The organism is Synechococcus sp. OH30, from assembly GCF_047462175.1.
Classification (GTDB): domain Bacteria; phylum Cyanobacteriota; class Cyanobacteriia; order Thermostichales; family Thermostichaceae; genus Thermostichus.
This window is the reverse complement of record NZ_JANSIP010000006.1, coordinates 131488-156717: the sequence shown is the minus strand read 5'-3', so window position 1 is coordinate 156717 and position 25230 is coordinate 131488. Positions and strand designations below refer to the sequence as shown.

The window sequence follows — 25230 nt, the reverse complement described above, 5'->3', positions numbered from 1 at the left end:
GGCTAAGGGCCTCTTGCCTGCCCTCTATGTGGTCTTCCTGTACACTAAGAAAAAACTTCTGCCAAACCCCTATGCAGCCCACCAATCCCAACCAATTTACCGAGAAAGCCTGGAGCGCCCTTGTCCAATCCCAAGATGTAGCCCGGCGGCACCAGCAGCAGCAGCTGGAAACCGAGCACCTGCTGATTTCCCTCCTGGATCAGGAGGGCGGGCTTACCCAGACCATTTTGCAGCGGGCTGGCATCGATCCAAGGCTGGTGCGGGATAGAGTGGAAAGCTTTATCAACCAGCAGCCCAAGCTGGCGCGGGTGGATCAGCTCTACCTGGGCCGCGGCCTGGAGACTACGCTGGATCGGGCTGAAGAGTTTCGCAAAGAATACAAAGACGACTTCATTTCGGTAGAGCACTTGCTTTTGGGATCCCTGGACGACGAGCGGGTAGGCAAGCGGGTTCTAGCGCCCCTCGGCCTCACTGTAGAGCGCCTCAAGCCCGTCATCCAGCAGGTGCGGGGCAAGCAGCGGGTTACCGACAAAAACCCCGAGTCCCGCTACGAGGCCCTAGAGCGCTATGGCCGCGACCTCACCAAGGCTGCTCGTGAAGGGAAGCTGGATCCGGTGATTGGGCGGGACGACGAGATCCGCCGCGTCATTCAGGTGCTCTCCCGCCGCACCAAAAACAACCCCGTGCTCATCGGCGAGCCGGGTGTGGGGAAAACCGCCATTGTCGAAGGTCTCGCTCAACGCATCAACCGGGGGGATGTGCCAGAGTCCCTGAAAAACCGGCGGGTCATTGCCCTGGACATGGGCGCCTTGATTGCCGGCGCCAAGTACCGCGGTGAATTTGAAGACCGCCTCAAAGCTGTGCTCAAGGAGGTTACCGAATCAGAAGGGCAGATCATCCTCTTCATTGACGAGCTGCACACGGTTGTCGGGGCGGGGGCTGCCGAGGGGGCGATGGATGCTGGCAACCTGCTCAAGCCCATGCTGGCCCGCGGCGAATTGCGCTGCATTGGCGCTACCACCCTAGATGAGTACCGCAAACACATCGAAAAAGACGCCGCTCTCGAGCGCCGCTTCCAGCCGGTGTATGTAGATCAGCCCTCTGTGGAAGACACCATCTCCATCCTGCGCGGCCTCAAAGAGCGCTACGAGCTGCACCACGGGGTCAAGATCAGCGACTCGGCCTTGGTGGCGGCAGCCGTTCTCTCCAACCGCTACATCTCCGAGCGCTTCCTGCCCGACAAGGCCATCGACCTGGTGGATGAAGCGGCGGCCAAGCTCAAGATGGAGATTACCTCCAAACCCGTTGAGCTGGACGAGATTGACCGGCGCATCATGCAACTGCAGATGGAGGAGCTCTCCCTCAAGAAGGAAGACGACCCCGCCTCCAAAGAGCGCCTGGGCAAAATTGAGCAGGAGCTGGCCAACCTGATGGAGCGGCAGCGGGAGCTGAGTGCCCGTTGGCAGATGGAAAAAGACGCCATCGAGCGGCTGCAAAGCCTCAAAGCTGAGCGGGATGCCGTCAAGCTGCAGATTGAACAGGCAGAACAAAAATATGACCTCAACCGCGCTGCCGAGCTCAAATACGGCAAGCTGATGGAGCTGGAGCGGCAGATCCAAGAGCAGGAGGCCCACCTGGCCAAGCTCCAGGCCAACGGCGAGCCCTTGTTGCGGGAGCAGGTGACCCCCGAAGACATTGCCGAGATCGTCTCCCGCTGGACCGGGATCCCGGTCACCAGCTTGATGGAGTCGGAAAAGCAAAAGCTGCTGCGCCTGGAAGCCCACTTGCACCAGCGGGTGGTGGGCCAGGACGAAGCGGTAGCCGCCGTAGCCGCTGCCATTCGGCGGGCCCGCGCTGGCCTTAAGGATCCCAATCGGCCCATTGGCTCCTTCCTGTTCATGGGGCCCACCGGCGTTGGCAAAACGGAACTTGCCCGCGCCTTGGCGGAGTTCCTCTTCGACACCTCCGAGGCGATGGTGCGCATCGACATGTCCGAGTACATGGAGAAGCACGCTGTCTCTCGCCTCATCGGCGCCCCGCCAGGCTATGTGGGCTACGAAGAAGGCGGGCAGCTCTCGGAAGCGGTGCGGCGGCGCCCCTACTCGGTAGTGCTCTTTGACGAGGTGGAGAAAGCCCACCCCGATGTCTTCAACATCCTGCTGCAGGTGCTGGACGATGGCCGCATCACCGACTCCCAGGGGCGGACGGTGGACTTCAAAAACACCATCATTATCATGACCAGCAACATTGGCAGCGAGCTGATTCTGGAAATCGGGGGCGATGAGAGCCGCTACGAGGAGATGAAAAGCCAGGTGCTGGCCATGCTGCGGCAGCACTTCCGGCCAGAGTTCCTCAACCGGGTGGATGAAATCATCATCTTCCATGCCCTCACCAAAGAGCAGATTCGCCAGATCGTCAGCCTGCAGATGCGGCGGGTAGAGCAGCTGCTGGCGGAGCAACAAATTGAGATTGTCCTCACCGAAGAGGCCAAGGACTACCTGGCCGAGCTGGGCTACGACCCCCTGTTTGGAGCTCGCCCGCTGAAGCGGGTGATCCAGCGGGAGATTGAAAACCCCCTCGCCACCAAGCTGCTGGAAAACGAGTTCCTGCCCGGCGACCGCATCCTGGTGGATGTGGCCAATGAGCGGCTGGTCTTCCGCAAGATTGGCTCTCAGCCCAGCCAAGAGCCGCCTGCTGCCGTAGCCGTCAGCTAAGTCGGTTAGAGGCTAATTACCTGGTCAGGTGGGTTGTCTTTTAAGGCCGCGTAGAGGTCGGGAAAGCAGCCCACCTGTACGCCTTTGACCACATTCTTGGGAACGCAATAGCCTGGCTCCTTGCGCCCCTGGCCCTTTGAGTCGCACCACTTGGGTTCCCCTTCCGCCAGGTTGCGCTCCAGGGCGCACATGTCACACATCATCAGCAAAATCTTTTGCGCTTCGGCAATCTTGGCCAGACGCTCGCCAATGGGATCCCCCTGCCGCAAGACAAAGCAGTTGTCGTCAAAAAAGAACATGCCCACCACTTCCGCGCCGTGTACCCCTGCTTCTAGCTGCGGCAGGATCATCTGGCCCAGCTTGTAGGTGCCGCCGCGAGGGGTGATGAAGACGTAAGCAACTTTCATACCTGTCTAAAGCTGCAATTATCACTGATTATCACTTTATCACTCAGGTAAACTCCCCACACTGAGGCCAGCCCAGAGAGCCCAGTAGCCTCCTGTTGCCCTGGGTTGACTCCCAACTCCAAGCGCCCATAGAGTCTGCCTCCCTCTGCCAGCTTCGCCTTAGAGGGGGTAAAGCGCCCAACTGTTGAGTTGACGCTGCTCAGTCTAAGTCAGGGCTGCCTTTCCCCCAGGCTTGCCCTCAATCGGCAGCCGCTTTTGGCTGGAGGAGAGAGGCGCTAGGGCAGAGATCGGCCAGGAAGCACTGCTTGCAGAGAGGCTGGCGGGCGGTGCAGATGGCTCGTCCGTGGTCGATAAGGCGAAGTGACCAATTCTCCCAATCCCCCTGCGGCAACAACTGCATGAGATCCCGCTCAATACGCAGGGGATCCTCGTGCTTAGTAAGGCCAAGGCGGCGACTGAGGCGCTTGACGTGGGTATCGACCGTTACGCCAGCGTTGATGCCAAAGGCGTGGGCTAGGACCACGTTGGCCGTCTTGCGGGCCACTCCTGGCAAGGTCAGCAGCTCCGGCATAGTGCGGGGCACCTGGCCGCCAAAGTCTGTCAAGATCTTGCGACACGCCTCCTGGATGTGTTTGGCTTTGTTGCGGTAGAAGCCGGTGGGTCGGATTAGAGCCTCAATCTCCTCCCGCGGGGCGGTTGCCAGAGCCTGGGCATCGGGGAAGCGGCGGAACAGCTCGGGTGTTACCTGGTTAACCCGCTCGTCAGAGCACTGGGCTGACAAAATCGTGGCCACCAGCAGTTGCAGCGGCGTCTGGTAGTGGAGGGTGCACTTGGAGTTGGGGTAATGGCGCTTTAGGCGAAGCAAGATCTCCAAGGCCCTTTGGCGTAAAGCCCGCTTACCGCTCATTGGCAACTAGCCTGACCCGGTGACAATGGCAAGGGTATCTTTGAGGATCAGCACCACCCCTAGTCCCAGGAGAAGCACTAAGCCTGTCTGCATCACTCGTTCTTCAACCTCCTTGGGTAGCCGCTTGCCGCGGATGGCTTCCAAGAGCAAAAAGGCAAGGTGCCCTCCATCCAAGGCAGGCAGGGGCAACAGGTTAAGAACAGCTAAGTTGATGCTAATCAGGGCAGTGAAATTAAACAAACTGGCAAGGTCATCTCGCGCCAGATCGGCGCCAATCTTAACGATCCCCACTGGCCCCGATATCTGCGCGGCTGTGTTTTGGAAGTTCCGCAGAAGTTCCTGCAGGCCAGTGAGATTCATCATCACCAAGCGCTGGTAGGCGTTCCCAGCTTCGGTCAGGATCTCTCCCAGGTTTTGGGCTGGGCGCAGCCTCACCTCCTGATTGGGCGCTAGACTGACCCCAATGGCTACCCTTTCCCCCTGCCGCTCCGGGACTACTGTAATCTGCAGCGGCGCCTCTTCCCCTTTTCGTTGCACTTGTAGGGGAAGGGGCTGGTTTTCGCTACTGCGGATCAGTGTCTGAAAGTCGTTGAGAGCGGCCAAGGCCGAGGCTGCATCGGCAAGAGTGCTGTAGTCGCGGTCAGCTGCCCGCAGCACCACATCCTCTGCCTGCAGGCCCGCCCGCTCGGCTGGGCTGTCTGGGGTTACCTGAGTAATGAGAATGCCAGGCTGGATGCGCGTAACTGAGGGGATCCCCAGCAGAGCAAACATCAGCACCAGCACCAGGTAGGCAAAGGCCAAGTTGGCCAGTACCCCCGCACTCATCACCACCAGGCGATCCGCAACGGGGCGGTTTTTCAAGAGATCCGGGTCATCGGGCGGGTAAGGGGAGTGCTCGTCATCGTCAGGAAAGCCAACATAACCCCCCAAGGGCAGAGCACGAATGGCGTACTCGGTTTCTTTGCCCTGGTAGCGCCACAGCACAGGGCCAAACCCCAGCGAAAAGCGGTTGACGTGGATCCCTTGCAGTTTGGCTGCCAGAAAGTGCCCCGCCTCGTGCACCAGAATGAGCAGAGCCAGGATGGCAATGGAAAGGAGAACTGGCATGGGCTGGCAACGAGATAGGTGCCGTCTTAAGAGAGGGGAGTCAAGCCCAAGGTTTACTGGCAGGGATCCTCAGAACACCTGCTCCACCTCGAGGATGTCGGGAATGCTCTCCCGTAACTTGCGCTCAATGCCCATCTTCAGGGTCAGGGTGGAACTGGGGCAGGCGCCACAGGCCCCCTGCAGGCGCAGCTTCACCACTGGGCCATCGATCTCCACCAGCTCTACGTTGCCGCCATCAGCTTGCAGGTAGGGGCGTAGCTCGTTGAGGACTTTTTCCACATTTTCGGCAGTCAGTTCTAAGGTTTGGGCCATGGTTCCTTTTACCTTGCTTGGTGACGTTAACTGGAGCAACTGTATTAGCTAGCTATTTAAGCGGGCAAGGGAGTACTCTCCTTCAGCATAGCCTCCTTTTTCTGGCGTTTGGGAAGGAGATCTGCCTCCAGACCCAAGACTAGAATAAGGGGCAGGCTCGCCCATTGCCGAGAGCCTACTACCCCCAGCAAGGGCAAGTATGTTGGACGTCATCCTGATTGCAATCTTCATCTTAGCGGGGTCAGGTCTTGGGTTCTACGGCCTGGATTTGCTTCCCCCTGCTGCTCTTGAAGGAGCCAATGTCGAAGGGGCGCGCGTGGTTACTGGCGGCTTCGGGGCCTTGGCAGGTTTGGCGCTGGGAGCCCTGGTGCGCTGGGGCTACCGCCGCTTCGAGGCCAACGTCCGCTCGCTGCCACCGGATGTGTTAATTAGCCGCTCGGTGGGATTGGTGATTGGCCTAGTGATTGCCAACCTGGCTATGGCTCCGGTTTATTTGCTGCCCCTACCCCAGGAGCTGAATAATTTTCTGGAACCGCTGGCATCTGTCTTCTTTAGTCTCTCCTTTGCCTACTTGGGAGTGAGTTTGGCCGACACCCACGGCCCGGCCCTGTTGCGCCTATTCAACCCCAACTATGCCCTACAAGCGGCAGCAGAAGGGAGTGTGGTGGCAGCCAGCCCCAAGGTCTTGGATACCAGCTCCATCATTGACGGACGCGTGGCCCAGTTGATTGAGAAGGGCTTTCTGGAGGGAACGCTGGTGATCCCCCGCTTTGTCATCTCCGAGCTACAGACTATTGCCGACAAGGCCGATCCCCAAAAACGGGAGCGGGGTCGTAGAGGGCTGGATACGCTGCAAGCCCTACGCCAGGCTAACCCCGAGCGCTTTGTTATCCACGAAGCCAACTATCCTGACCTAAACACGGTCGATGAGAAACTGGTGCGCCTTGCCCAAAGCGTGGGCGGGACACTGGTAACCACCGATTACAACCTAAAGAAGGTAGCCCTGCTGCAAGGAGTCAAGGTGCTCAATGTCAACGAGTTGGCTGAGGCTTTGCGACCTATCTACCTTGCTGGCGATAGCTTTGATATCAAAATTACCCGTGAGGGCAAGGAGCCAGGCCAGGGGGTAGGCTATCTGGAAGATGGCACGATGGTGGTGGTGGAAGAAGGACAGCGCGCTGTAGGCAAAACTCGCTCGGTAGTGGTTACCGGCTCCATTCAGACCTCGGCAGGGCGGATGCTCTTTGCCCGCCTCAACACTAAAGACTCCGACCCCACCACCTCAGCCTCCTCTGCAAAAACCTAAGTTCTGGGTCCAAGGAGCTTGGTTTTTTCAAGGCAAGGTGGGCGTGTTTCCAGCGGATCTCATTCTCTACACGCAGGATCGCCAGCAGCGTTTTCAAAGTTTTTACTGGGAAGGGGCTGAGAGCTATGGTATCCACCCCCCGCAGATTGTGGCCGGGCAGCAGAGCTGGGAGGTAGTCAATGGGGAGGAGTACCAAGCCAAGCTAAGCCAGGTGTTTGCACAAGGGGATCCCTTGCAGCACGAATGCCAAGTCCTCTCGCCCCGCTACAAGCTGCATTTGCATCTTTGCCTCAACCCCGTGCGGGATACGGAGGGGGAGGTGGTAGCGGTTGCGGTGGTGGGCAAGGTGTTGGGGGCAACGCCTTTCAACTTGGCTGGAGGGACAAGCAAGCCCCCCAGCTCGCCGTACTCCTTTCTCAGTGAGCCGCTTCAGGCGGTTACAGCTCAGCTCATGCGCAGCATTGGCCACTCTGCCGGGATCCGCGAGCTGGGCCAGCAGACGGTGGAGCAGTTGGGGCAGCTGTTTGGGGTGGATCGCTGTCTGCTAGCCCTCTACGAGACAGGGCAGGATTCCCTAACAGTGAATGCTGAGTACCGCCGCTATCCGGAAACTCCCTCACTGCTTAATCAGACTCTGCGGTTAGGGGATCACCCCCATTTGCTCCAGGCCCTTAGACAGGAAGAGCCAGTGGTAACAGAACGCCACCTGGCTGTGGCCATGTCCTACCGCGGCTACCCCAACAGCTTGCTTTGGCTAGAGGTGCTGCCCCCCAAGACTGCGCCTGCCTGGCAGAGCGGCCACCTCCAGGTGCTGCAGATTGTTGCCACCTACTTGGGTACTGCCATCGCCCACGCTAGCTTGCTGGAGCAAAGTCGCCAACTGGCCACCCGTCTGCAACTGGCCAACCAAACCTTGCTTCAGAAAAACAAAGAGCTGGAGCAAGCCCGCGCCCAAGCAGAATCGGCCAACCAGCTAAAAAGCCAATTTCTGGCCAACACCTCCCACGAGCTGCGTACACCTTTAAACAGCATCATTGGCTTCATTAAGTTGGTGCTGGACGGGCTGGCCGAAAGCCGAGAAGAGGAGCTGGACTTTTTGCAGGAAGCCTACCGCTCTGCCCTGCACCTGTTGGCTTTAATCAACGACGTACTGGATATTGCCAAAATTGAAGCAGGCAAGCTGCAGTTGCACTTTCAACCCTGCGACCTGCAAGCCCTCTTCAAGGATGTGGAGGCCAAAACCAGTTTGCAAGCTAGTCAAAAGGGACTGCAGCTTAGCTTCCACCTGCCCCTTACGGAAGAGCCAATTTTGCTCTATGGCGACTACCAGCGCCTGCTGCAGGTGATGCTGAATCTAGTGGGCAATGCCATTAAGTTTACCCCCAAGGGCTCCGTGACGGTGCGAGCTGACCTCCTACCTGGCGAGCCGGGGATGGCCCGCATCCGCGTGATTGACACTGGGATCGGTGTGTCGTTGGAAAAGCAGCAGAAGCTGTTTCAGGCTTTTACCCAAGTGGATGGCTCCACTACCCGCCAGTACGGGGGGACTGGCCTAGGCTTGGCCATCAGCCAACGCCTAGTGGAGGCCATGGGGGGCGAGATCAATTTCTACAGCCTGGGGGAGGGGTTGGGCTCGACCGTTACCTTTACCGTGCCGCTCTACCGCCGGCCCATCCTAGCCAGGGATCCCCATCCGCCCCAGGAGAAGATGCGGATTTAACCATGCCCTATCCCCGCAAACGCTTTGGCCAGCACTGGCTCAAGGATCCTGCCGTCCACGCGGCAATTGTGGAGGCCGCCCAGTTGCCACCACCCCAAGAGGGCAGGGATCCCCCCTGGGTGCTGGAGATTGGCCCTGGCACAGGGCAGTTAACACGGCGCCTGTTGGCCCGGGGCGTCCAGGTGGTGGCAGTGGAGATCGATCGGGATCTGTGCCGCTTGTTGCGCAAGCGCTTTGCCAATGAGCCCCGCTTTCAGCTGTTGGAGGGGGATTTTCTGCGCCTGCCGCTCCCGCCTCAGCCCCGCCTACTGGTGGCCAATATCCCCTACAACCTCACCGGCCCCATTCTAGAGAAAGTTTTGGGATCCCCCGCCCAGCCAGTGAGGCAGTTTGAGCGCATCATCTTGATGGTGCAAAAAGAGCTGGCTGAGCGCCTGCAGGCCGGCCCTGGTAGCAAAGCCTACGGCGCCCTAAGCGTACGGGTGCGTTACCTAGCCGAGTGCGAGCTTATCTGCCGCGTGCCCCCCAGCGCCTTCCAGCCCCCTCCCCAAGTGGAATCGGCGGTGGTTCGCCTTACCCCCCGCCCCGCCCCCACTCCCGCCCGCGATCCCTGCTGGTTCTCCCAGCTGGTTTGCCGGGGCTTCTCCAGCCGCCGCAAGCAGCTGGTCAATGCTCTGCAGGGCCTGGTGGATCGCCAGGTTGTTGCTGCGGCCTTGGCCCAGCTCCACCTCAGCCCCACGGCCCGCGCCGAAGAACTGGATCTGCCCGATTGGCTGGCCCTGAGCGATCTGCTACTGGAGCAGACCCCTAAGCTGGCTGCCGTTCCTGGTAGGGAAAACGCGCTAGGGTGAGGAAGAAGTTCCCAAAGCTTCCCAGGAACCCATGCTCAACAACCAAGGCAAGCAAATCCTTGTAACTGGCGGTACCGGCGGGCTGGGGTTGGGAGTAACCCCCGTGCTCTTGGACACAGGGGCAGAGCTGACCTTGACCTACCGCCAAGAGGAGGAGCTGGCGGGCTTGCGGCAGCGCCTGCCAGCCCAGAGCCTAGAGCGGGTGCGCTTTGTGCAGGTGGATCTGCTGAATGAAGCCGCTGTAGCCCAACTCGTTGACGATCTGCCCCGCGTCGATGGCTTGGTGCACCTGGTGGGCGGCTTTGCCATGGGCCCCACCCACGAGTACAGCTTAGAAAATTGGCGACGTGACTTTGACCTCAACCTCACCACCACGTTTTTGGCCTGCAAGCACAGCCTGCGCAAAATGCGGCAACAGGGCTATGGGCGGATCGTGACCGTGGCCTCCCGAGGGGCAGTGGAGCCCGGATCCCAACTGGCCGCCTACTGCGCTTCCAAAGCCGGAGTCGTGGCCCTGACCCGCACCATTGCTGCCGAGACCAAAGGGATGGACATCACGGCCAACGTCATCTTGCCTAGCATCATCGACACCCCCGCCAACCGCGCTGCCATGGGCTCCGAGCAGGCGGAGCTGTGGGTAAAGCCGGAGTCGATTGGCCGGGTGATTGCCTTTTTGGTTTCCGAAGCAGCACGAGATCTCAGAGGAGCAGCGATCCCAGTGTACGGCAATATCTGAGCTGCTTGGTTGACCCAGCTGCCAAGCACCTTCCATGATAGGAAGTACAGGCTTATTCTTGTGCCGCTCTTTATCTATGCTGAAGCAATGGTTCTTGGGTGGCTTACGTCGGCAAATTGGCCGCATTGAGGTAGCAGGAGTTATCGATAGCAAAACCCGGGAGCGGGTTCTCAAAGCCTTGAAGGAGGTGGAGGAAAAGCAGATCCCTGCTGTGGTGCTGCGCATCGATAGCCCAGGCGGGACAGTGGCGGACTCGCAGGAAATCTACAACGCCCTTGTGCGCCTGCGAGAGCGAAAAGGTATTCCTATTGTGGCCAGCTTTGGCAACATCGCCGCCTCAGGGGGAGTTTACATTGCCATGGGAGCGGAAAAAATTGTCAGCAACCCTGGCACCATCACCGGCAGCATTGGTGTTATCATTCGCGGCAACAACCTTGAACGGCTGCTGGACAAAATTGGGATTTCTTTTAAGGTGATTAAGTCCGGTCCCTACAAAGATATTCTTTCCTTTGATCGTGAGCTGACTCCCGAAGAGCGCAACATCCTCCAAGAGCTAATCGACATCACCTACAGCCAGTTTGTGCACACCGTTGCAGCGGCGCGACGACTGAGCGTGAATGTGGTCAAAACCTTTGCTGATGGCCGCATTTTCAGTGGCGAGCAGGCTCTGCACCTGGGGGTAGTTGATCGTTTAGGAAGCGAAGAAGATGCTCGCCTTTGGGCAGCCGAACTGGCGGGGCTGCCGCCGGAGACTAAGTTCTACGATCTACTGCCCCGACGCAGGGGCTGGGCTCGCTTCCTGCCTGCGGCAGAGGCCCTGGAGCGGCTGCAGTTTGAGGTCAGTACCTCTGGCTTGCCGCTGTGGCTCTACACCGGTTTTTGAAGAGCACTTGTCGGTAGCCCCCCTTCCTTTTCCTGGAAATGGCCGCTGCTTACTCCTCCAGCTGCCAGGGATCCTGGGCTACTTCCTCATCGAAGAGGCGGGGTGGGCGCATGGCCAGGAGCACCTGGCCGAGGAGGGGAGAGGAGGGCAAATCCTCAATCCACTCCAGGGACAGCCATCCCTCCCGATCCACCAGAAAAGCCCCCGCCCTTTCTTCCCAGGTGCGCACGGCCCGATCCACCACCAGCAAGACAGGATCCTGCTCTTCTTCAGAGGCCACCGGCCAGTCCAAGAGGGATCCCAGAAGCCGATTTTCCACCTGTAGGGCCACAGGGTCGGCGGCCCTTTGAATGGCTGGCCAGGCGGGCAGGGCTATCCACATCTGTCCCGCGGCGCTGCTGACCCAGCCAAAAGGTCCTTGGGGCGCGGCAGCCGGGATCGCTTCCCAAGTGGCGGTGGCCAAAGGCAGAGCTCCAGCCACCGGCAACAAGCGGGGCAGCTCCTCCTCTGGGCGGAATACCGCCAGCCTTGGCAAGGGCTTGCGCCGAGAGCCGGGAGCCAGCATCGACAGAAGCTGCTCAATCTGACGGCGGGCCGTCTCGCTGTGGACATACTGGAAAGCCCGGCCAATGGCTCGTGTCCGCTCCTGCAAATCGCGGGTTTGCTGGGCAGTCTTCCAGGCTTGATAGGCTACTGCATCCCCAGGGTGATCGGTAAACCCTTCGGGGAGCTGCTGCAGTTGGGCATAGCTTTTCACAGCCCGAGCTATCTCGTGGGTCTCCTTAGCACCTAGGTTGCGGCTCGCCACCAGCTCCGCCACCCGGATGCGATCCTGGGGGGAAAGGATGCGCAGCTCGTAGAGGATGTCGCTACCTCGCTGGGCAAAGTGCTCCAAGAGGGCTGAGCTGGCGCCTGCTTTGGCCATCCCCTCGTAAACCTGTGCGGCGACAACAATCTGGTTTTGCTTGGCAGGCTCAAGCCCAGTTGCCTCAAAGATGGCCTGGGGAGTCATTTTCTGTTGCTGCAGGCTTTGGCAGGCCTTGGCCCAATCCAACCACCCCCCCTCTCGCCGTCGCAGCTGCTCCAGCAACCCACTGGGATCTGCCTTTGGGGCAGAGGGTTCAGGCAAATGCTGACTCATGGCAAGGCTTCCTCCGCAACAACCATTGAAAAATAGCGCAAAACCCACAGGAGGTTAAAAGTGCAACCGGTCAGTACGATTTTTTTATGGACTTCCCCTGGGCTAAGTTGGCCGTCCTCTCCTTAGGCCAGGGGAATTACCTCAGCAGCATAGTTACCCGCTGGCAACTGGTTGAAATCCAACTGCCACAGCTGGAAGCGCTGCAGCTTGTCTCCCGTGGGCACCTGCAGCCAGACCCGTCCCTTTTGTCCCACCTGCAGTACCCTTGAGGTGGCGGGCACAGCTACCTGGGCTAGGGGATCCCCCCCCTTGCTATACAGCCAGAGGGACGAGAACCCCTCCCCCTCCTGACACAGCAGCAGCACACCCCAGGGGGCCTTGGCCATCTGAACTGGCCACCCTTTTAAGAACCAGCGGCGCAGCCGCAGGGGGTTGAGCTGCACTACACTCAGATGGGGGCAGCAGCCCTCTCTCCCCCCATCGCTGGGGGCAAATAGCAGCCGTTCCCCCAAGCTAAGCACCTCCCCCTTGGGATCTAACGGAAGGCGATAGCAGAGCGGCTGCGCTCCCGTCTGCCCAGTTTGTGGGTAGGGCAACACGCATAGGTTCACCCCCTGCTGTCCCCCCCCTCCTAGCAGTACCAGCTGCTGCGAGAGGGCCAGTAAGCGAGGCAGGGATCCCACCGGCACCTGCCAAGGCCAGCGGAAATAGCAGTGGAACTCCGAGAAGAGCCGAGCTACGCTTGGCCCCCTCGGCAGCCATTGCACTGCCCCCATTTCCTTGGCAGTAGCCCAAATGAGCTCCTGCCGCTCCTCCAGCCAGGTGGCTTGCCACTCCTCTTCAAAACTCAGCAGGGGGCGGATGCGGGCAGGACTGAGGTGGAGAAGGCTACTTTTGCCAACGGCCAGGGCTTCCGGAAAAGTCCCCAGAAACACTACCTCCTGCAGCGGTTCGGCCAGGGGGAAACGGGCCAGAGGTGGCGCCCCTGCGGCAGGGGTCTGCAGCTCTAGCCACTCTAAGCTCTGGGAGGTCACTCGCAGCAGCAGGGGGGAGCGGCAGCCGCTGGGATCCTCACAGACATAAAACTTCTGCAATCTGCTGTCGCCGCCAGAGCCGGCAGCGGGCAGATCCCAGACCTGCACCCCGGGGGGTAACTGGCGCAGCACCCGCGGGCCAACCCAACAGGCAGCTGGCTCCTGCCACTCCTGGGCAAACGCGGCCAAGGCCGAACGCATCTGCGCTGCTGTGCGGAACCGCCGCAGGGGCAGCTTGCGCAGAGCCACCTCAAGCAACGCTTGCAAAGGTGCCGGAATCCCCTCCGGGCAGACAAAGCACTGGTTGAGGTGGGCGTGCATCAACTGGCTGGGGGAGCCGGAAAAAGGCCGCCGCCCTGTCAGCAGCTCCAGCAGGATGATCCCCACCGCGTAGAGATCTGAGGCAGGGCTAAACTGGCCGTAGAACCGCTCCGGGGCCATGTAGGCCGGTGAGCCAGTGGCCGTGATCTCGCCCGGGGCAGGCTGGGGGTGACGGGCGATGCCAAAGTCCGTCAGCTTCAGTTGCCAGCCCTGCGGCGTGGGTTTAAGCAGGATATTTTCGGGCTTCACATCGCAGTGAATTACCCCCTGTCGATGGGCATGATCCAAGCCGGCCAAGATCTGATCCACAAAGCCCAAAACCTGCTTGACCGGCAGCCACAACCCCCGCTCCACCTGGTCAATCAGCTCCCGCAGCGTGCCTCCCTCGCAGTACTCCAGCACCAAATACCGCCCCTCACGGGCATGTTCCAGAGCGTAGCAGCGGGTGATGTTGGGGTGGTTCAACGTCAGCAGATAACGCAGCTCCCGCAGCAGGTTGGGGGTGGGAAAGCGCTCCACCGGCAGCTCCTTGAGGGCCACCAGATCCCCCCCTTGGCGGGGCCGGGCGCAGAAGACACGCCCATACTGCCCTTGGCCAGCCAACCCCAAGATCTGGTAGCTGTCGTGGATGGACTTGGTGGTACGGGTGCGTCGGGACACAGTTCTAGGGAAACCAATGGCAGCCCTTTTTGTCCCTCTGGAAACTCTAGGAGCCGGTTAATTGCCTGAGCAGATCTGCGGCGTGGGTTCCTACCTTGACCTGGGTGATAACGGCCTCAATCTTCCCCTCCGGGTCGATGACAAAGGTGGTGCGGTGGATGCCGTTATAGACCTTGCCCATGAACTTTTTCGGGCCATAGACCCCATAGGCCCTGGCCACCTTGGCCCCCTCATCCACCAGCAGGGGAAAGGGCAGTTGCAGCTTTTGGGCGAACTTTTGGTGGGAACGGGCGTCGTCGGCACTCACCCCCAAGATCTGGATCCCCTGCGCCTGATAATCCGCGTAGGCATCGCGAAAGCCACAGGCCTCTTGCGTGCAGCCAGGGGTGTTGTCGCGAGGGTAGAAGTAGAGGACCACCCGCCGGCCCCGCAACTGGCCTAGGCTAATCAGCCTGCCCTCGGCATCGGGCAGGGTAAACTCCGGGGCTGGATCTCCAACGGCAAGGGGCATGGGCGGGATCCCTCTTAGCTGGATTTTTTGGGAGCGAGGATCATCGTAATGTTCCGACCCTCCTTCTGGGGAGGCTGCTGCATTTCCGCCACCTCTTGTAAGTCTCTGAACAAGCGGTGCAGCAATTCTTCCCCCAGCTCGGCATGCTGCGCCTCGCGGCCGCGGAACATTACCGTGGCTTTCACCTTGTCTCCCTCCCCCAAGAACTGCTGGGCACTCCGCAGGCGGACGTGGTAGTCGTGCTCGCCGATGTTGTAACGAAACTTCACTTCCTTGATCTCGGCGGTATGTTGCTTTTTGCGGGCCTCCCGTTCCTTTTTCTCCTTCTCAAACTTGAACTTACCGTAGTCCATAATGCGGCAGACAGGAGGATCCGCCTTGTCACTCACCAAGACCAAGTCCAGATCCTTTTCCTCGGCTATGCGCAGGGCTTCTTGGGGGCTCATGATCCCCAGCTGGGTGCCATCGGTATCGATGAGACGGATTTTGGGGAAGCGAATCCGCTCGTTGATAGCAGGCAGCTCTCCGCGCTGCTTAGGGGGAAAGCGGTCAAGGGGACGTTCGACGGACAAGTTTTCCTCTCTCTAAACGGACAACGGAAAGATGGTAGTCTGCTCTGCACCGTTGCTGGCCAACGGGGAAAAACCCTGCTCCCTTGGCCAGAAGGGCAAGAGCTCCTGCAACCTATACTAGCTGGCATTTTTTGTTTTTTTCTAGGAGCTTTGGACTTGCCCAGGGGAAAATATTGCTGGATTGGGGTAACAACCGCGGTAGGATAACCAGATGGCAGCCCTGCTGGCAACGAGGGCGGGGCAAAGTTGGTTTCCTAGTTTACAGGGAGAGCAAAAGCGGTGCAACTGGGTTTAACGGAACGGGAACTGAAAGATCTGGCCCAAAAGTCAGTCCAACTGATCCTCAGCCCCCGCGAGGGCGACAGTGAGGCGTTGGCCCAGTACAAGACCTCAGCAGAGTTTCGGGCTGCAGTTCACCTAGCCTGTGCAGCCATGGTGCTAGTTTTGGCGGAAAACAACGAGCGCCTCAGCCAGCAGTTGGCTGCCTTGCAGGAAAAGGGATCGAACCCTGCCAGCTAAGCAAGCCAAACGGTCATGCCTTCAGAGCCACCAGTGCGCAGCGAGCGGGACTCGATGGGGGAGCGGCAATTGCCCCAGTCGGTCTACTACGGCATCCAAACCGCCCGGGCTCTTGAAAATTTTCCCATCAGCGGCCTCAAGCCGCTACCGGAGTACGTGGAGGCCTGTGTACTCATTAAAAAGGCGGCGGCTGAAGTCAACGGCGAGCTGGGCTGCATTCCCCCTGAGGTGGCCAAGGCCATCGTCCAAGCAGCAGACGAGATTCTCCAGGGATCCCTGCGGGATCAGTTTGTGGTGGATGTCTACCAGGCCGGGGCAGGCACCTCCCACCACATGAACGTCAACGAGGTGCTGGCCAACCGCGCCCTGGAGATTCTGGGGGAGCCCAAGGGGCGCTACGAGCGGGTTAGCCCCAACGACCATGTCAACTATGGCCAGTCCACCAACGATGTCATCCCCACCGCCATTCGTCTGGCCGCCCTACTGCGGGTGCAGCGGGATCTCCTGGGCACGCTGGACAACCTGGTGACGGCGCTGGAGCAAAAGGCGCAGGAGTTTCGCGCCATCCTCAAGGCGGGCCGCACCCATTTGCAGGATGCAGTGCCGGTGCGCCTAGGGGACAGCTTCGGCGCCTACGCAGCCATCTTTGCCCAGCACCGTCGCTGGATTGAGGAGGCCAGCCAAGCCCTGTGCAGCCTGGGGCTGGGGGGAAGCGCCGTTGGCACCGGCCTCAACACCCATCCCCTATACCGGCAAAAGGTGGTGCAGCGGCTGGCAGAGTACACCCAGTTGCCCCTCACGCCGGCTCCCCATCCCATGGCGGCGATGCAGAGCATGGCCCCCTTTGTGCACCTATCGGGATCCCTGCGCAACCTGGCCCAAGACGGCATCAAATTGGCCAATGACCTGCGGCTGATGGATTCCGGCCCTAAGACCGGCCTTAAAGAGATCCAACTGCCGCCGGTGCAGCCCGGCTCCTCCATCATGCCCGGCAAGTACAACCCGGTGATGGCTGAGATGCTGAACATGGTCTGCTTTCAGGTCATCGGCCTCGACACTGCCATTGTCCTTGCGGCCCAGGCAGGGCAGTTTGAACTCAACGTGATGATGCCCCTAATTGCCTATAACCTCCTGCATAGCCTGCAGATCCTCAACAACAGCCTGCGGGTCTTTACTGAACGTTGCGTCAGCGGCATCACCGCCCAGGCGGATCGCTGTCGCAGCTATGCAGAGGGGACACTGGCTTTGGTGACTGCCCTCAACCCCTACATTGGCTACCTGCAGGCGGCAGAAGTGGCCAAGATCTCCCTGGAAACGGGGAAGCCCATCCGCCAGATTGTCCTGGAGCGCAACTTGATGAGTCCAGAAGAGGTGGCCAGGGTGCTAGATCTAGAGGCAATGAGCCAGATGCGCGTCTAGCCCCTCTGCCACAAAGGCCATTGGCCTCCGCCCCTTCCCCGTCAACACCCCTTTGCCGAGCAAGCCATGGCCGACAGACGACTAAGCTGGTGGACCAAGCTGGCCTATGGGGTGGGGGATCTGGGCACGGGCATGACGGCCAATATCCTCATCTTTTTCCTGCTGCCCTTTCTCACCAATACTGTCGGCCTGGCGGCGGGCCTGGCCGGCAGCATCTACGCCATCACCCGCTTTTGGGATGCCCTCAACGATCCCCTCATCGGCATCCTCAGCGACCGCACCCGCAGCCGTTGGGGTCGTCGCCGCCCCTGGTTGCTGTTTTCGGCTCTTCCCTTTGCCCTGACCTTTGCGGCGCAGTGGTGGATCCCTTTTCCCGGTCGAACTGGGCTTTTGTCTGCCTATTACCTGGCGGTGTCGCTGCTGTTTAACACCTTCTACTCTGCCGCCAACATTCCCTATGCCTCTCTGACAGCGGAGCTAACCCAAGACTACGACGAGCGCACCCAGCTCAACCAGTTCCGCTTTGCCTTCTCGGTGGGGGGCAGCATGGTTGCAGTAGTCACCTTTCCGCTTTTGGTTAACCTGCTGCCGGATCGGGCTGCTGGCCATCTGCTGGCGGGAGCTTGTTTTGGGGTAATCTCGGCTCTGCCCCTGCTGCTCTGCTTTTGGGGGGTGCGAGAACAGTATCAATCCTGGCGGGATCCGCTGCCCCTACTGCAGCAACTGCGGGTGGCCTTCAGCAACCGCCCCTATCTATTTGTCAGCGGCATCTACCTGTGTTCTTGGCTGGCGTTTCAGTTTACGGCCACGATCATCCCCTATTTCATCGTTTTCTGGATGCAGTTGCCGGAAGTGTGGATCTCGCTAGTGGTGTTGGCGGTTCAGAGCGTTGCGGTGCTGACCCTGTTTGCCTGGACGCGACTGAGCGCCCACCTGGGCAAGCGCGCCATGTACCTGATCGGGGCGGGGTTTTGGCTGATCTCGCAAGCCGGCCTGTTTTTCCTACAGCCCGGCCAGGAGCGGCTCATGATTGCCCTGGCGCTGTTGGCGGGGGTGGGGGTTTCGGCCACGGCCTATCTCGGCCCCTGGTCGATGTTGCCGGATGTCATCGACCTGGATGAGCTGCACACTGGGGAGCGGCGGGAAGGGATCTTCTACGCCTTGATGGTGTTCCTGCAAAAGGTAGGCCTAGGACTGGGGCTGTTTTTCCTAGGGCAAGTTCTGGAGTGGTCTGGCTTTATCCCTTCGGTGGCCGGGGAGCCACCGCCCACCCAGCCGGAGTCGGCCCTGTTGGCCATCCGCCTTGCCATTGGCCCCTTGCCGGCGGTGGTTTTAATCGGCGGCATCCTGCTGGTGTGGCTCTACCCCATCACCCGGCAGCGCCACCGGCAGATCCTGCAGGAACTAGAAGCAAGACGGGCGGGATCCCAACCTGCCCACTGAGGATCCTCTTAGACACAGGCGACTGCTGGTTGCCAGCGGAGAGAGAGGGATCCCGGTTGTCAGTTGAGAAGGATGCGCAAGCCACTGCCAGAAGGCTGCACCGGCTCGGAGTTGGGCAGAATCCGCAGGCCGCTGCCGCTGGGCCGGATCCCGGTGTTGTCAGTATTGACGAAGAAGGTGTTGGAGCGGCCATCCCGCTCGTAGACCACCACGTCGTTGGGATTGAACTGGGAGCGGCAGATGATGGGGGAGTTGTCGGCAGCAGTGGTGGCGCTGCAGCGGTAGCCAGGGGCAGAGACCACTTGGCCCTCGGCATCGATGGAAAAAGGAACTCCCCCGGGCGGGAACGGAGCCAAGAGCGGCTGGCCGGGGTTGAGGATAACCGAGCCACCGGTGCTGGGTTCGACAACGATCCCGCGGCCATCAATGACGATCCGCTGAGCTTGTACAGGAGCGACAGCCCCCAAGAGCAAAGCCAGGCTTAGCCCCAGTGGGTAGGGAAAAAACAGTTTCATCGGACCTCTCCTTTGGCCCAGGGCCATTCCACTCTTTGGGATCCATCGGCTACCTTAGAGGGATCCCTAGCTTGATCTTGGCCCCGGTAGAGAGGATGAGCCAGGGCGGAAGCCGTCACCTCGCTTGCCAGGATGGGCACTTGGCCTTCGGCTCGACTACCACAGCCCGGAACGCCCCAGCGCCAGACCCACCACCAACATGCCCAACACTAGAAAAGGCTGAGCGCTGGCCTGGTACTTCACATCATTCTTCAGCGGATCCCGCAGCAGGTACATGTCTTGGAAGGTGATCTGGGGGATAATAAGCAGCACCAAAATTGCGGCGTAGAGCTTTAGGCCGGCTCCCAGCAAAAACGAGGCCATGCCGAACTGAAATAGGTCGATCATCAGCGCCGCGATCCAGGCCGCCCCCATAGCGCCAAACATCACCGGCAGCGAGGCCAGGCCAAACTGCCGATCCCCCTCCATGCTCTTGAAATCGTTGACCACGGCAATCCCCAAGCCGGCCAAGCTGTAGATTAGAGTTAGGATGCAGACTGTCCAGTTGAGCTGGCCAAACAGGGCGTGGCCTGTCCACCAGGGCAAAGCAATGTAGCTGGCGCCCAGGGCGTAGTTGCCCAGCCAGCCATTGCGCTTTAGTTTCAGGGGCGGCGCCGAGTAGATGTAGGCAATTAGGGCTCCCGCCAGGGCAATGCAGGTGATGACCGGAAAGTCGTGGCCGGTGTACCAATCCAGGGCATAGGCCAGCGCCAGCCCCAAAATCAGCAACACCCAGATCTGGATAACCACCCGCCGGAGGGAGATGGCTCCGGAAGGAATGGGGCGGTAGGGCTCGTTGATGGCGTCAATCTCGCGGTCGTAGTACTCGTTTAGGGTCTGGGTGTAGCCGGTCATTAGGGGGCCGGCCAGGATCATGGCCACCAGGATGAGGGCCACGTTCTCCCAAGTCCAGGTAAAGTGGCCAGAGGAGGCTGCCCCCGGAATCAGACCCCACATCAACGGGATCCAGGTTACAGGCTTCATTAGCTGTAAGTGAACTTGCCAAACGGAGCGAGACTCCACCTCCGCCCCTTTCATACCCAGGAGTTGACGGACACGCCGGCTGGCGGATTCCTTGTCCGATCCTGGGGCGGTCTTGGGAGCGGCAGCTCTGCTTTCTCCTGCGGCGGGATCTTCAGCAGAGCCTGTTCCGCCTGTTGGCGGTACAGCGGCTGGACCAGAGGAAGTCGTTTCGTTCAGGTTGCTCATGGTGGGGTGCGCAGGCAAACTTCAATACGGGGAGAGCCATCCCTATTCTGCGGCATTTTCTCCCCTTCCCTCAAAGGGCTCCAGCAACCTCGAGAGGTGTCTTACTCTGGCAAGCGGGCAAGTCTAACGCCTGGGTAATAATAGGCCAAAATTTGGCGGTAGCTCCAGCCCTGGCGGGCCAACTCCTGAGCACCCCACTGGCTCATGCCAATGCCATGGCCAAGCTTGGGATAGGGACTGAAGTCCGGCAGGCTCCGCAAATAAGGGATCCCGTCCACTCCAACGGTCTGGCTCCCGGCACTGGCGCTGTACATGGCATTAACAAACTTTCCCCCGTACACCAGGACTACGCCGCGGGTGGCCCGTGTTGCCTCCAGGGCAGCTGCCGAGCGCTGCGAGAGGCCCCGATACACCTGGGAGCGGGTGTCGCTATACACATCAAACCAGCGCCGGGAATTGCGGTGGTAAAGAACATAGGTGCGAGCAGCCACTGCCTGGGCCTTCAGGGCCTCGGGTAAGAAGCGGGATCCCATTTCGGCTTCCACCACACTGGCCACATACTCCTCGAGGTGAACGTAGTTGATGGCCAGCAAGCGGTTGTAGCCCATCAAGAGCACCTTGCCGGAATACCAGCGGCCATTGACTGCCACTAGGCCGCCCTCTGGCGGCTCGATGAACAGTACTGGACTAACGGCCTTGTGCAGCTGCACCCCCCGGGGGCTGGGGCGGGCCCAAAACCCCCTTAGGGGCGGCAGCTCTGCCAACACCTTTCCGCGGCCATCAGTTAGTTGGGCAGGCAGAGAAACTCCCACCACCAAAGGAGTGGCGGTATCGGCCAGCTGTACCCGCACTGTTACCGCCCAAGCCTCTTCCCCCCCTCTCCCCAAGGCGCTTAGCAGCAGGGATCCGATGAAGGCAAGCCAACGCCGCGCTGCCATCTCGAGTTTCTCCAGCAACCTCAGCTTAGGATAGGACAAGAGACGGCGAAGAGGCAGGTCCGCAGAATCTCCCAACTTTAGTCGGGGGAGTGTCAATGTCGAAGGCCAACCCCCCCAGCAGCATTACCCCCGTGAGGGAGCGCACCTTTGGGTCGCGGGCTGGGGATCCCCTCTGTTCCTGCTGCCGTTCTTGAAGTGCTTGGGTACAGAGAAAGCCCACCCCTCTTAGCAGGGCAGCGGAGAAAAACCGAGGCCCATAGCCGGTGAGTTCCTGCAAAAAGCCGCCCAACACGGGGCCAATAGCAACCCCCACGGGATTGACCCAACTTCGCCGCGTCTTCCCTCAGGGGCCAGATTCGCTACCCGAGCCACGTAGGCAGTGGCAAAAGCCACAATGCTGATCCCGTGGAAGGCCCACACCAGCGCTACCCACGGAATCCAGCTGGCAAGGGAGCCACTGCTGCTGCTCCTACAGCTGTGGCCATCTGCCAGGCGTCCCAGCCAAGCTCGAAAAGCCAGCAGCCCAACCGGGAAGGCCCCCTCACCAGGCCCACCTGTTGGCTAGTGCTGCTGGCATCCTTGACGCAGAGGGGCAGGGTGGGTAGCAGGGAGGACAAACTGGCCCAGAAAAGCCGGCCGGCTACGAACAAGATGCCCAAGTTGCGTTGCTGCCCTGGCTGGAGCTGCTCCCTTTCCTCACCTGCACTTCCTCTCAAGTCTCCCTTGGAGCTCAAACTCAGACAGTTGCTTCGGGTGGGGGCCCCAAGGCCTACCGCATTGGTCGAGCTGCAGACGACATCTCAAGGAGGCGGGTGGCAGCTTCCCTGAGGCTGGACTCGGAGAGGTCAGGCAGCTCAAGCCGGGCCCGAATACGATGAAAGTTCCGCTGCAGGCTGTGCCGATAGGTGGGATCGTAGTGCTGCTCCAGTAGCTCCCGGACAAACTGCGGCCAGTCTTGGGCATCGATGAGCTCAAACCAGCGCTGCAGGCGGGCCTGGCCGTGGCGGGACTTGAGAGACTGCAATTTTTCCTTTAGCGCCTGGGGGTGGGCAATCCAGTGGGGATAGTGGGCAATCAACCCCTTCACCCGCTCTTCCAGGGGCAGCTGCACCTCTATGCAGTCGGCTTGGGTGAGGGCCTGCCAAAGGGCAGGGGGCAGGTGGAGCTGGCCCACCTTGGCACTCTCAGCTTCCACCCAGACCGGCTTGGCGGGATCCCACTTGAGGAAGGCTTGAACCAACTGGCTCTCAAAGAACTTCTGGCTCGGCTGGGGCACCCCCCACTCGCCCCCCAGCACCGATCCCCGGTGACAGGCCAGCTTTTCTAGATCGAGGACTTGGGATCCCTGGCGCTGCAGGTAGTGGAGCAACTGGGTTTTGCCGCTCCCCGTCGGCCCACAGAGGACGCGGTAGGTGAACTCCTGGGGCAAGCTCTGCAGTTGTCGGCGTACCCAGGCGCGGTAGGTTTTGTAGCCACCTTGCAAAACTGTAACCTGCCAGCCCACCTGGGACAATACCAGCGCCAGGCTGGCCGAGCGCTGTCCTCCCCGCCAGCAGTAGATGAGGGGGTGGTAGTCCCGGTCCTTGTCGGCAAAGTGGGTCTGTAGGTGGCGGGCGATGTTCTGGGCCACCAGGCTAGCTCCCCGCTTGCGGGCCGTGAAGGGATCCACCTGCTTGTAGAGGGTGCCCACCTCTGCCCGTTCTGCATCGTCGAGTACAGGCAGGTTGATGGCCCCCGGCCAGTGGTCCTCGGCAAACTCTGCCGGCGAGCGCACATCGATGATTTCGCTGTAGGTGTGCAGCCAGGGTTCGGCGGTGACGTGAATGGGAGCAGCCACAGACGCAGGGAGGAGGGAGTTAACTAGGTTCTCTCCTGCTTGATCCTGGCAGATCTCTGGGCGAGGGAGCAGCCAAAGGTTGCTTTTCTTCCGTCGGGGCAGGGATCCCTTCCCTCCGCCATAATGGGAGTCCTGGGCTGGCAAGGATTGGGAAATGGTGCAACAGGCTAGCTATGGATCTTGGCGATCCCCAATTACCGCTGACCTAGTGGTGGCCGGGTCCCTGCGCCTAGGGCAACCGGCTTGGGAGGGGAGCAATCTCTACTGGATAGAGGGCCGCCCGCAGGAGAAGGGGCGAAATGTACTGGTGCGGCGAGCTGCCGATGGGACGGTGCAGGAACTGACGCCAGCACCCTTCAACGTGCGCACCCGTGTCCACGAGTACGGGGGTGGCGCCTACTGGGTCTCTGAGGGGGTGGTGTACTTTTGCAACTTTGCCGATCAACGGCTCTACCGCCTGCTGCCGGGGTTGGCTCCCCAGCCCCTCACCGAGCCCGGCCCCTACCGCTATGCCGACGGGGTGGTGGACAGGAGGCGCCGGCGCATCCTCTGCGTGCGCGAGGATCACAGCCAGCAGGGAGAGCCAGAAAATACGCTGGTGGCCATCGATCTAGAAAGCGGATCCCAGCAAGTTTTGGCTAGGGGCCACGATTTCTACGCCAGCCCACAACTCAGCCCAGACGGTCAGACCCTGGTGTGGCTGGTCTGGGATCACCCCCAGATGCCCTGGGACGGCACGGAGCTGTGGCGGGCGGAAGTGGCTCCTGACGGCAGCTTGGGAGAACCCCAGAAACTTGTTGGTGGCCCGGCTGAGTCCATTTTCCAACCCCAGTGGTCGCCGCAGGGGGAGCTTTACTTTGTTTCCGACCGCAGCGGCTGGTGGAACCTCTACCGCTGGGATCCCTCGGGGCCAATTCCCCTCTGTCCTATGGAAGCAGAGTTTGGGGAGCCCCAGTGGGTGTTTGGCCTGAGCACCTACGGCTTTTGTGGGGATGGGCAAATCCTGGCCATCTATCGGCAGGAGGGGCTCTGCCACCTGGCCCTTTTGGATCCGCGTTCAGGACGGCGGCAGGAGCTCCCCCTGCCCTACACCGAGCTCCACAACCTCCAAGTTAGCGGCGAAAAAGCTGCCTTCCTGGCCGGATCCCCCAGCGAAGCCATGGCCTTGGTCGGTCTGGACTTACCTTCTGGCCAATTGGAGGTGGTGGCCCGTTCTAGCAGCGCGGCGGTGGATCCTGGGTACTTGTCGATCCCTGAGCCCATCACCTTTCCCACTTCTGGCGGGACAGTGGCCTACGGCTTCTTCTATCCTCCCAAGAACCGCGACTTCGTGGCCCCTGCCGGCGAAAAGCCGCCCCTTTTGGTCAAAAGTCACGGCGGGCCCACGGGGGCGACAGCAGCCGTGCTCGACTTGGGGATCCAGTACTGGACCAGCCGGGGGATTGCCGTTTTGGATGTCAACTACCGCGGCAGCAGCGGCTATGGACGGGCCTACCGGGAGGCCCTCAAGGGCCAATGGGGCCTTGTGGACGTGGAAGATTGCATTGCTGGAGCCCAATTCCTGGCCCAACAGGGCCGGGTTGACGGCGAGCGATTGCTCATTCGCGGCAGCAGTGCCGGCGGCTACACGACCCTGGCGGCTTTGACGTTTCACAGGGTTTTCCGCGCCGGCGCCAGCTACTACGGCATCAGTGACCTAGAAGCGCTGGCCCGGGAAACTCACAAGTTTGAGTCCCACTACTTGGAGAGCTTAATTGGCCCCTACCCCCAACGGCAGGACCTCTACCGAGAGCGCTCTCCCCTCCACCACCTAGAGGGTCTCAACTGCCCGATCATTTTCTTTCAAGGCCTGGAGGACGCCATCGTTCCTCCCAACCAAGCAGAGAAGATGGTAGCTGCCCTGAAGGCCAAAGGGATCCCGGTGGCCTACGTGCCCTTTGAGGGAGAGCAGCACGGCTTCCGCCAGGCGGCCAACCTCAAGCGGGCGCTGGAGGCAGAGCTTTACTTCTACGCCCAGATCCTGGGGTTTCCCCTGCCAGAGCCCCTCGAGCCAGTTCCCATCGCCAACTGGAGTTCTCCCTGCCCTGGCTCAGCGCCTCCCCATTGGGTATCGTAGTCAAGGAGCTGGG

At 60.5% G+C, this 25230-nt stretch carries 23 protein-coding genes; 10 read left to right on the top strand and 13 right to left on the bottom strand.

Annotated elements, in window-relative coordinates:
* Positions 1 to 71 precede the first annotated feature (71 nt).
* A complete protein-coding gene (gene clpB / locus NW830_RS08675; RefSeq protein WP_414361560.1) occupies positions 72 to 2714 on the top strand; it encodes an ATP-dependent chaperone ClpB in 2643 nt (880 codons plus the stop codon).
* 5 nt (positions 2715 to 2719) lie between these two features.
* Here the strand turns inward: clpB and NW830_RS08670 are convergent, their stop codons facing one another.
* From NW830_RS08670 to NW830_RS08655, 4 genes are all read right to left on the bottom strand, one after another.
* Positions 2720 to 3121 carry a SaoD/DsrE family protein gene (locus tag NW830_RS08670; protein ID WP_414361562.1) on the bottom strand — a complete coding sequence of 134 codons (402 nt, stop codon included), beginning with the start codon at positions 3119 to 3121 and terminating at the stop codon, positions 2720 to 2722.
* Positions 3122 to 3359: 238 nt separating this feature from the next.
* Positions 3360 to 4028: an endonuclease III gene (nth, locus tag NW830_RS08665; RefSeq protein WP_414361564.1), complete on the bottom strand. Its 669-nt coding sequence runs from the start codon at positions 4026 to 4028 to the stop codon at positions 3360 to 3362.
* Positions 4029 to 4034: 6 nt separating this feature from the next.
* Positions 4035 to 5135 (bottom strand): RIP metalloprotease RseP, encoded by a 1101-nt coding sequence (rseP, locus tag NW830_RS08660; RefSeq protein WP_414361566.1) that lies wholly within the window; start codon positions 5133 to 5135, stop codon positions 4035 to 4037.
* Between the two features lie 69 nt (positions 5136 to 5204).
* The gene (locus tag NW830_RS08655) at positions 5205 to 5447 is read right to left on the bottom strand and encodes a NifU family protein (RefSeq protein ID WP_414361568.1); all 243 of its coding nucleotides are present in this window, start codon (positions 5445 to 5447) and stop codon (positions 5205 to 5207) included.
* A gap of 199 nt (positions 5448 to 5646) precedes the next feature.
* On the opposite strand from NW830_RS08655, the gene NW830_RS08650 reads away from it, so the two are divergent.
* The 5 genes from NW830_RS08650 to sppA all read left to right on the top strand — a co-directional run bounded on the left by NW830_RS08650 (position 5647) and on the right by sppA (position 10943).
* Positions 5647 to 6753 carry a PIN/TRAM domain-containing protein gene (locus tag NW830_RS08650; RefSeq protein ID WP_414361569.1) on the top strand — a complete coding sequence of 369 codons (1107 nt, stop codon included), beginning with the start codon at positions 5647 to 5649 and terminating at the stop codon, positions 6751 to 6753.
* Positions 6754 to 6790: 37 nt separating this feature from the next.
* A complete protein-coding gene (locus NW830_RS08645; RefSeq protein ID WP_414361571.1) occupies positions 6791 to 8473 on the top strand; it encodes an ATP-binding protein in 1683 nt (560 codons plus the stop codon).
* 2 nt (positions 8474 to 8475) lie between these two features.
* On the top strand, positions 8476 to 9324 hold the full coding sequence (gene rsmA / locus NW830_RS08640) for a 16S rRNA (adenine(1518)-N(6)/adenine(1519)-N(6))-dimethyltransferase RsmA (RefSeq protein WP_414404668.1): 849 nt from the start codon (positions 8476 to 8478) through the stop codon (positions 9322 to 9324).
* Between the two features lie 31 nt (positions 9325 to 9355).
* Positions 9356 to 10060, top strand: a complete 705-nt coding sequence (fabG, locus tag NW830_RS08635) for a 3-oxoacyl-ACP reductase FabG (RefSeq protein WP_414361575.1) — start codon at positions 9356 to 9358, stop codon at positions 10058 to 10060.
* A 76-nt stretch (positions 10061 to 10136) separates the two neighbouring features.
* Complete coding sequence (sppA, locus tag NW830_RS08630; protein ID WP_414404667.1) at positions 10137 to 10943, top strand: signal peptide peptidase SppA; 807 nt, start codon at positions 10137 to 10139, stop codon at positions 10941 to 10943.
* A 49-nt stretch (positions 10944 to 10992) separates the two neighbouring features.
* Here the strand turns inward: sppA and raf1 are convergent, their stop codons facing one another.
* From raf1 to infC, 4 genes are all read right to left on the bottom strand, one after another.
* The gene (gene raf1 / locus NW830_RS08625) at positions 10993 to 12084 is read right to left on the bottom strand and encodes a RuBisCO accumulation factor 1 (RefSeq protein WP_414361578.1); all 1092 of its coding nucleotides are present in this window, start codon (positions 12082 to 12084) and stop codon (positions 10993 to 10995) included.
* Positions 12085 to 12206: 122 nt separating this feature from the next.
* A complete protein-coding gene (locus NW830_RS08620) occupies positions 12207 to 14099 on the bottom strand; it encodes a serine/threonine-protein kinase (protein WP_414361580.1) in 1893 nt (630 codons plus the stop codon).
* A 46-nt stretch (positions 14100 to 14145) separates the two neighbouring features.
* The gene (gene bcp, locus NW830_RS08615) at positions 14146 to 14610 is read right to left on the bottom strand and encodes a thioredoxin-dependent thiol peroxidase (RefSeq protein WP_414361581.1); all 465 of its coding nucleotides are present in this window, start codon (positions 14608 to 14610) and stop codon (positions 14146 to 14148) included.
* Between the two features lie 14 nt (positions 14611 to 14624).
* Complete coding sequence (gene infC / locus NW830_RS08610; RefSeq protein ID WP_414361583.1) at positions 14625 to 15182, bottom strand: translation initiation factor IF-3; 558 nt, start codon at positions 15180 to 15182, stop codon at positions 14625 to 14627.
* A 279-nt stretch (positions 15183 to 15461) separates the two neighbouring features.
* Between infC and NW830_RS08605 the strand changes: the two genes are divergently transcribed.
* The 3 genes from NW830_RS08605 (at position 15462) to NW830_RS08595 (ending at position 18563) form a co-directional block, all read left to right on the top strand.
* Positions 15462 to 15701: a hypothetical protein gene (locus NW830_RS08605; RefSeq protein ID WP_414361585.1), complete on the top strand. Its 240-nt coding sequence runs from the start codon at positions 15462 to 15464 to the stop codon at positions 15699 to 15701.
* 15 nt (positions 15702 to 15716) lie between these two features.
* Positions 15717 to 17120, top strand: coding sequence for an aspartate ammonia-lyase (locus NW830_RS08600; RefSeq protein ID WP_414361587.1), 1404 nt, complete (start codon positions 15717 to 15719; stop codon positions 17118 to 17120).
* Positions 17121 to 17186: 66 nt separating this feature from the next.
* Positions 17187 to 18563: an MFS transporter gene (locus NW830_RS08595; RefSeq protein WP_414361588.1), complete on the top strand. Its 1377-nt coding sequence runs from the start codon at positions 17187 to 17189 to the stop codon at positions 18561 to 18563.
* A 59-nt stretch (positions 18564 to 18622) separates the two neighbouring features.
* Here the strand turns inward: NW830_RS08595 and NW830_RS08590 are convergent, their stop codons facing one another.
* From NW830_RS08590 to mnmH, 5 genes are all read right to left on the bottom strand, one after another.
* Complete coding sequence (locus NW830_RS08590; protein WP_414361590.1) at positions 18623 to 19078, bottom strand: hypothetical protein; 456 nt, start codon at positions 19076 to 19078, stop codon at positions 18623 to 18625.
* Between the two features lie 156 nt (positions 19079 to 19234).
* Positions 19235 to 20326 (bottom strand): chlorophyll synthase ChlG, encoded by a 1092-nt coding sequence (chlG, locus tag NW830_RS08585; protein ID WP_414361591.1) that lies wholly within the window; start codon positions 20324 to 20326, stop codon positions 19235 to 19237.
* Between the two features lie 101 nt (positions 20327 to 20427).
* A complete protein-coding gene (locus NW830_RS08580; protein ID WP_414361593.1) occupies positions 20428 to 21264 on the bottom strand; it encodes a SpoIID/LytB domain-containing protein in 837 nt (278 codons plus the stop codon).
* Positions 21265 to 21289: 25 nt separating this feature from the next.
* Positions 21290 to 21577, bottom strand: coding sequence for a hypothetical protein (locus tag NW830_RS08575; protein WP_414361594.1), 288 nt, complete (start codon positions 21575 to 21577; stop codon positions 21290 to 21292).
* Positions 21578 to 22033: 456 nt separating this feature from the next.
* A complete protein-coding gene (gene mnmH / locus NW830_RS08570; RefSeq protein WP_414361596.1) occupies positions 22034 to 23101 on the bottom strand; it encodes a tRNA 2-selenouridine(34) synthase MnmH in 1068 nt (355 codons plus the stop codon).
* A 154-nt stretch (positions 23102 to 23255) separates the two neighbouring features.
* Between mnmH and NW830_RS08565 the strand changes: the two genes are divergently transcribed.
* Positions 23256 to 25217 (top strand): prolyl oligopeptidase family serine peptidase, encoded by a 1962-nt coding sequence (locus tag NW830_RS08565; protein ID WP_414361597.1) that lies wholly within the window; start codon positions 23256 to 23258, stop codon positions 25215 to 25217.
* Positions 25218 to 25230 lie beyond the last annotated feature (13 nt).

What these genes read in the sequence shown, in the direction of transcription:
- clpB (WP_414361560.1), top strand. Translation starts at nt 72, where the DNA reads ATGCAGCCCACCAATCCCAACCAATTTACCGAGAAAGCCTGGAGCGCC.
- NW830_RS08670 (WP_414361562.1), bottom strand. Translation starts at nt 3,121, where the DNA reads ATGAAAGTTGCTTACGTCTTCATCACCCCTCGCGGCGGCACCTACAAG.
- nth (WP_414361564.1), bottom strand. Translation starts at nt 4,028, where the DNA reads ATGAGCGGTAAGCGGGCTTTACGCCAAAGGGCCTTGGAGATCTTGCTT.
- rseP (WP_414361566.1), bottom strand. Translation starts at nt 5,135, where the DNA reads ATGCCAGTTCTCCTTTCCATTGCCATCCTGGCTCTGCTCATTCTGGTG.
- NW830_RS08655 (WP_414361568.1), bottom strand. Translation starts at nt 5,447, where the DNA reads ATGGCCCAAACCTTAGAACTGACTGCCGAAAATGTGGAAAAAGTCCTC.
- NW830_RS08650 (WP_414361569.1), top strand. Translation starts at nt 5,647, where the DNA reads ATGTTGGACGTCATCCTGATTGCAATCTTCATCTTAGCGGGGTCAGGT.
- rsmA (WP_414404668.1), top strand. Translation starts at nt 8,476, where the DNA reads ATGCCCTATCCCCGCAAACGCTTTGGCCAGCACTGGCTCAAGGATCCT.
- fabG (WP_414361575.1), top strand. Translation starts at nt 9,356, where the DNA reads ATGCTCAACAACCAAGGCAAGCAAATCCTTGTAACTGGCGGTACCGGC.
- sppA (WP_414404667.1), top strand. Translation starts at nt 10,137, where the DNA reads ATGCTGAAGCAATGGTTCTTGGGTGGCTTACGTCGGCAAATTGGCCGC.
- raf1 (WP_414361578.1), bottom strand. Translation starts at nt 12,084, where the DNA reads ATGAGTCAGCATTTGCCTGAACCCTCTGCCCCAAAGGCAGATCCCAGT.
- bcp (WP_414361581.1), bottom strand. Translation starts at nt 14,610, where the DNA reads ATGCCCCTTGCCGTTGGAGATCCAGCCCCGGAGTTTACCCTGCCCGAT.
- NW830_RS08600 (WP_414361587.1), top strand. Translation starts at nt 15,717, where the DNA reads ATGCCTTCAGAGCCACCAGTGCGCAGCGAGCGGGACTCGATGGGGGAG.
- NW830_RS08595 (WP_414361588.1), top strand. Translation starts at nt 17,187, where the DNA reads ATGGCCGACAGACGACTAAGCTGGTGGACCAAGCTGGCCTATGGGGTG.
- NW830_RS08590 (WP_414361590.1), bottom strand. Translation starts at nt 19,078, where the DNA reads ATGAAACTGTTTTTTCCCTACCCACTGGGGCTAAGCCTGGCTTTGCTC.
- chlG (WP_414361591.1), bottom strand. Translation starts at nt 20,326, where the DNA reads ATGAGCAACCTGAACGAAACGACTTCCTCTGGTCCAGCCGCTGTACCG.
- NW830_RS08580 (WP_414361593.1), bottom strand. Translation starts at nt 21,264, where the DNA reads ATGGCAGCGCGGCGTTGGCTTGCCTTCATCGGATCCCTGCTGCTAAGC.
- NW830_RS08565 (WP_414361597.1), top strand. Translation starts at nt 23,256, where the DNA reads ATGGTGCAACAGGCTAGCTATGGATCTTGGCGATCCCCAATTACCGCT.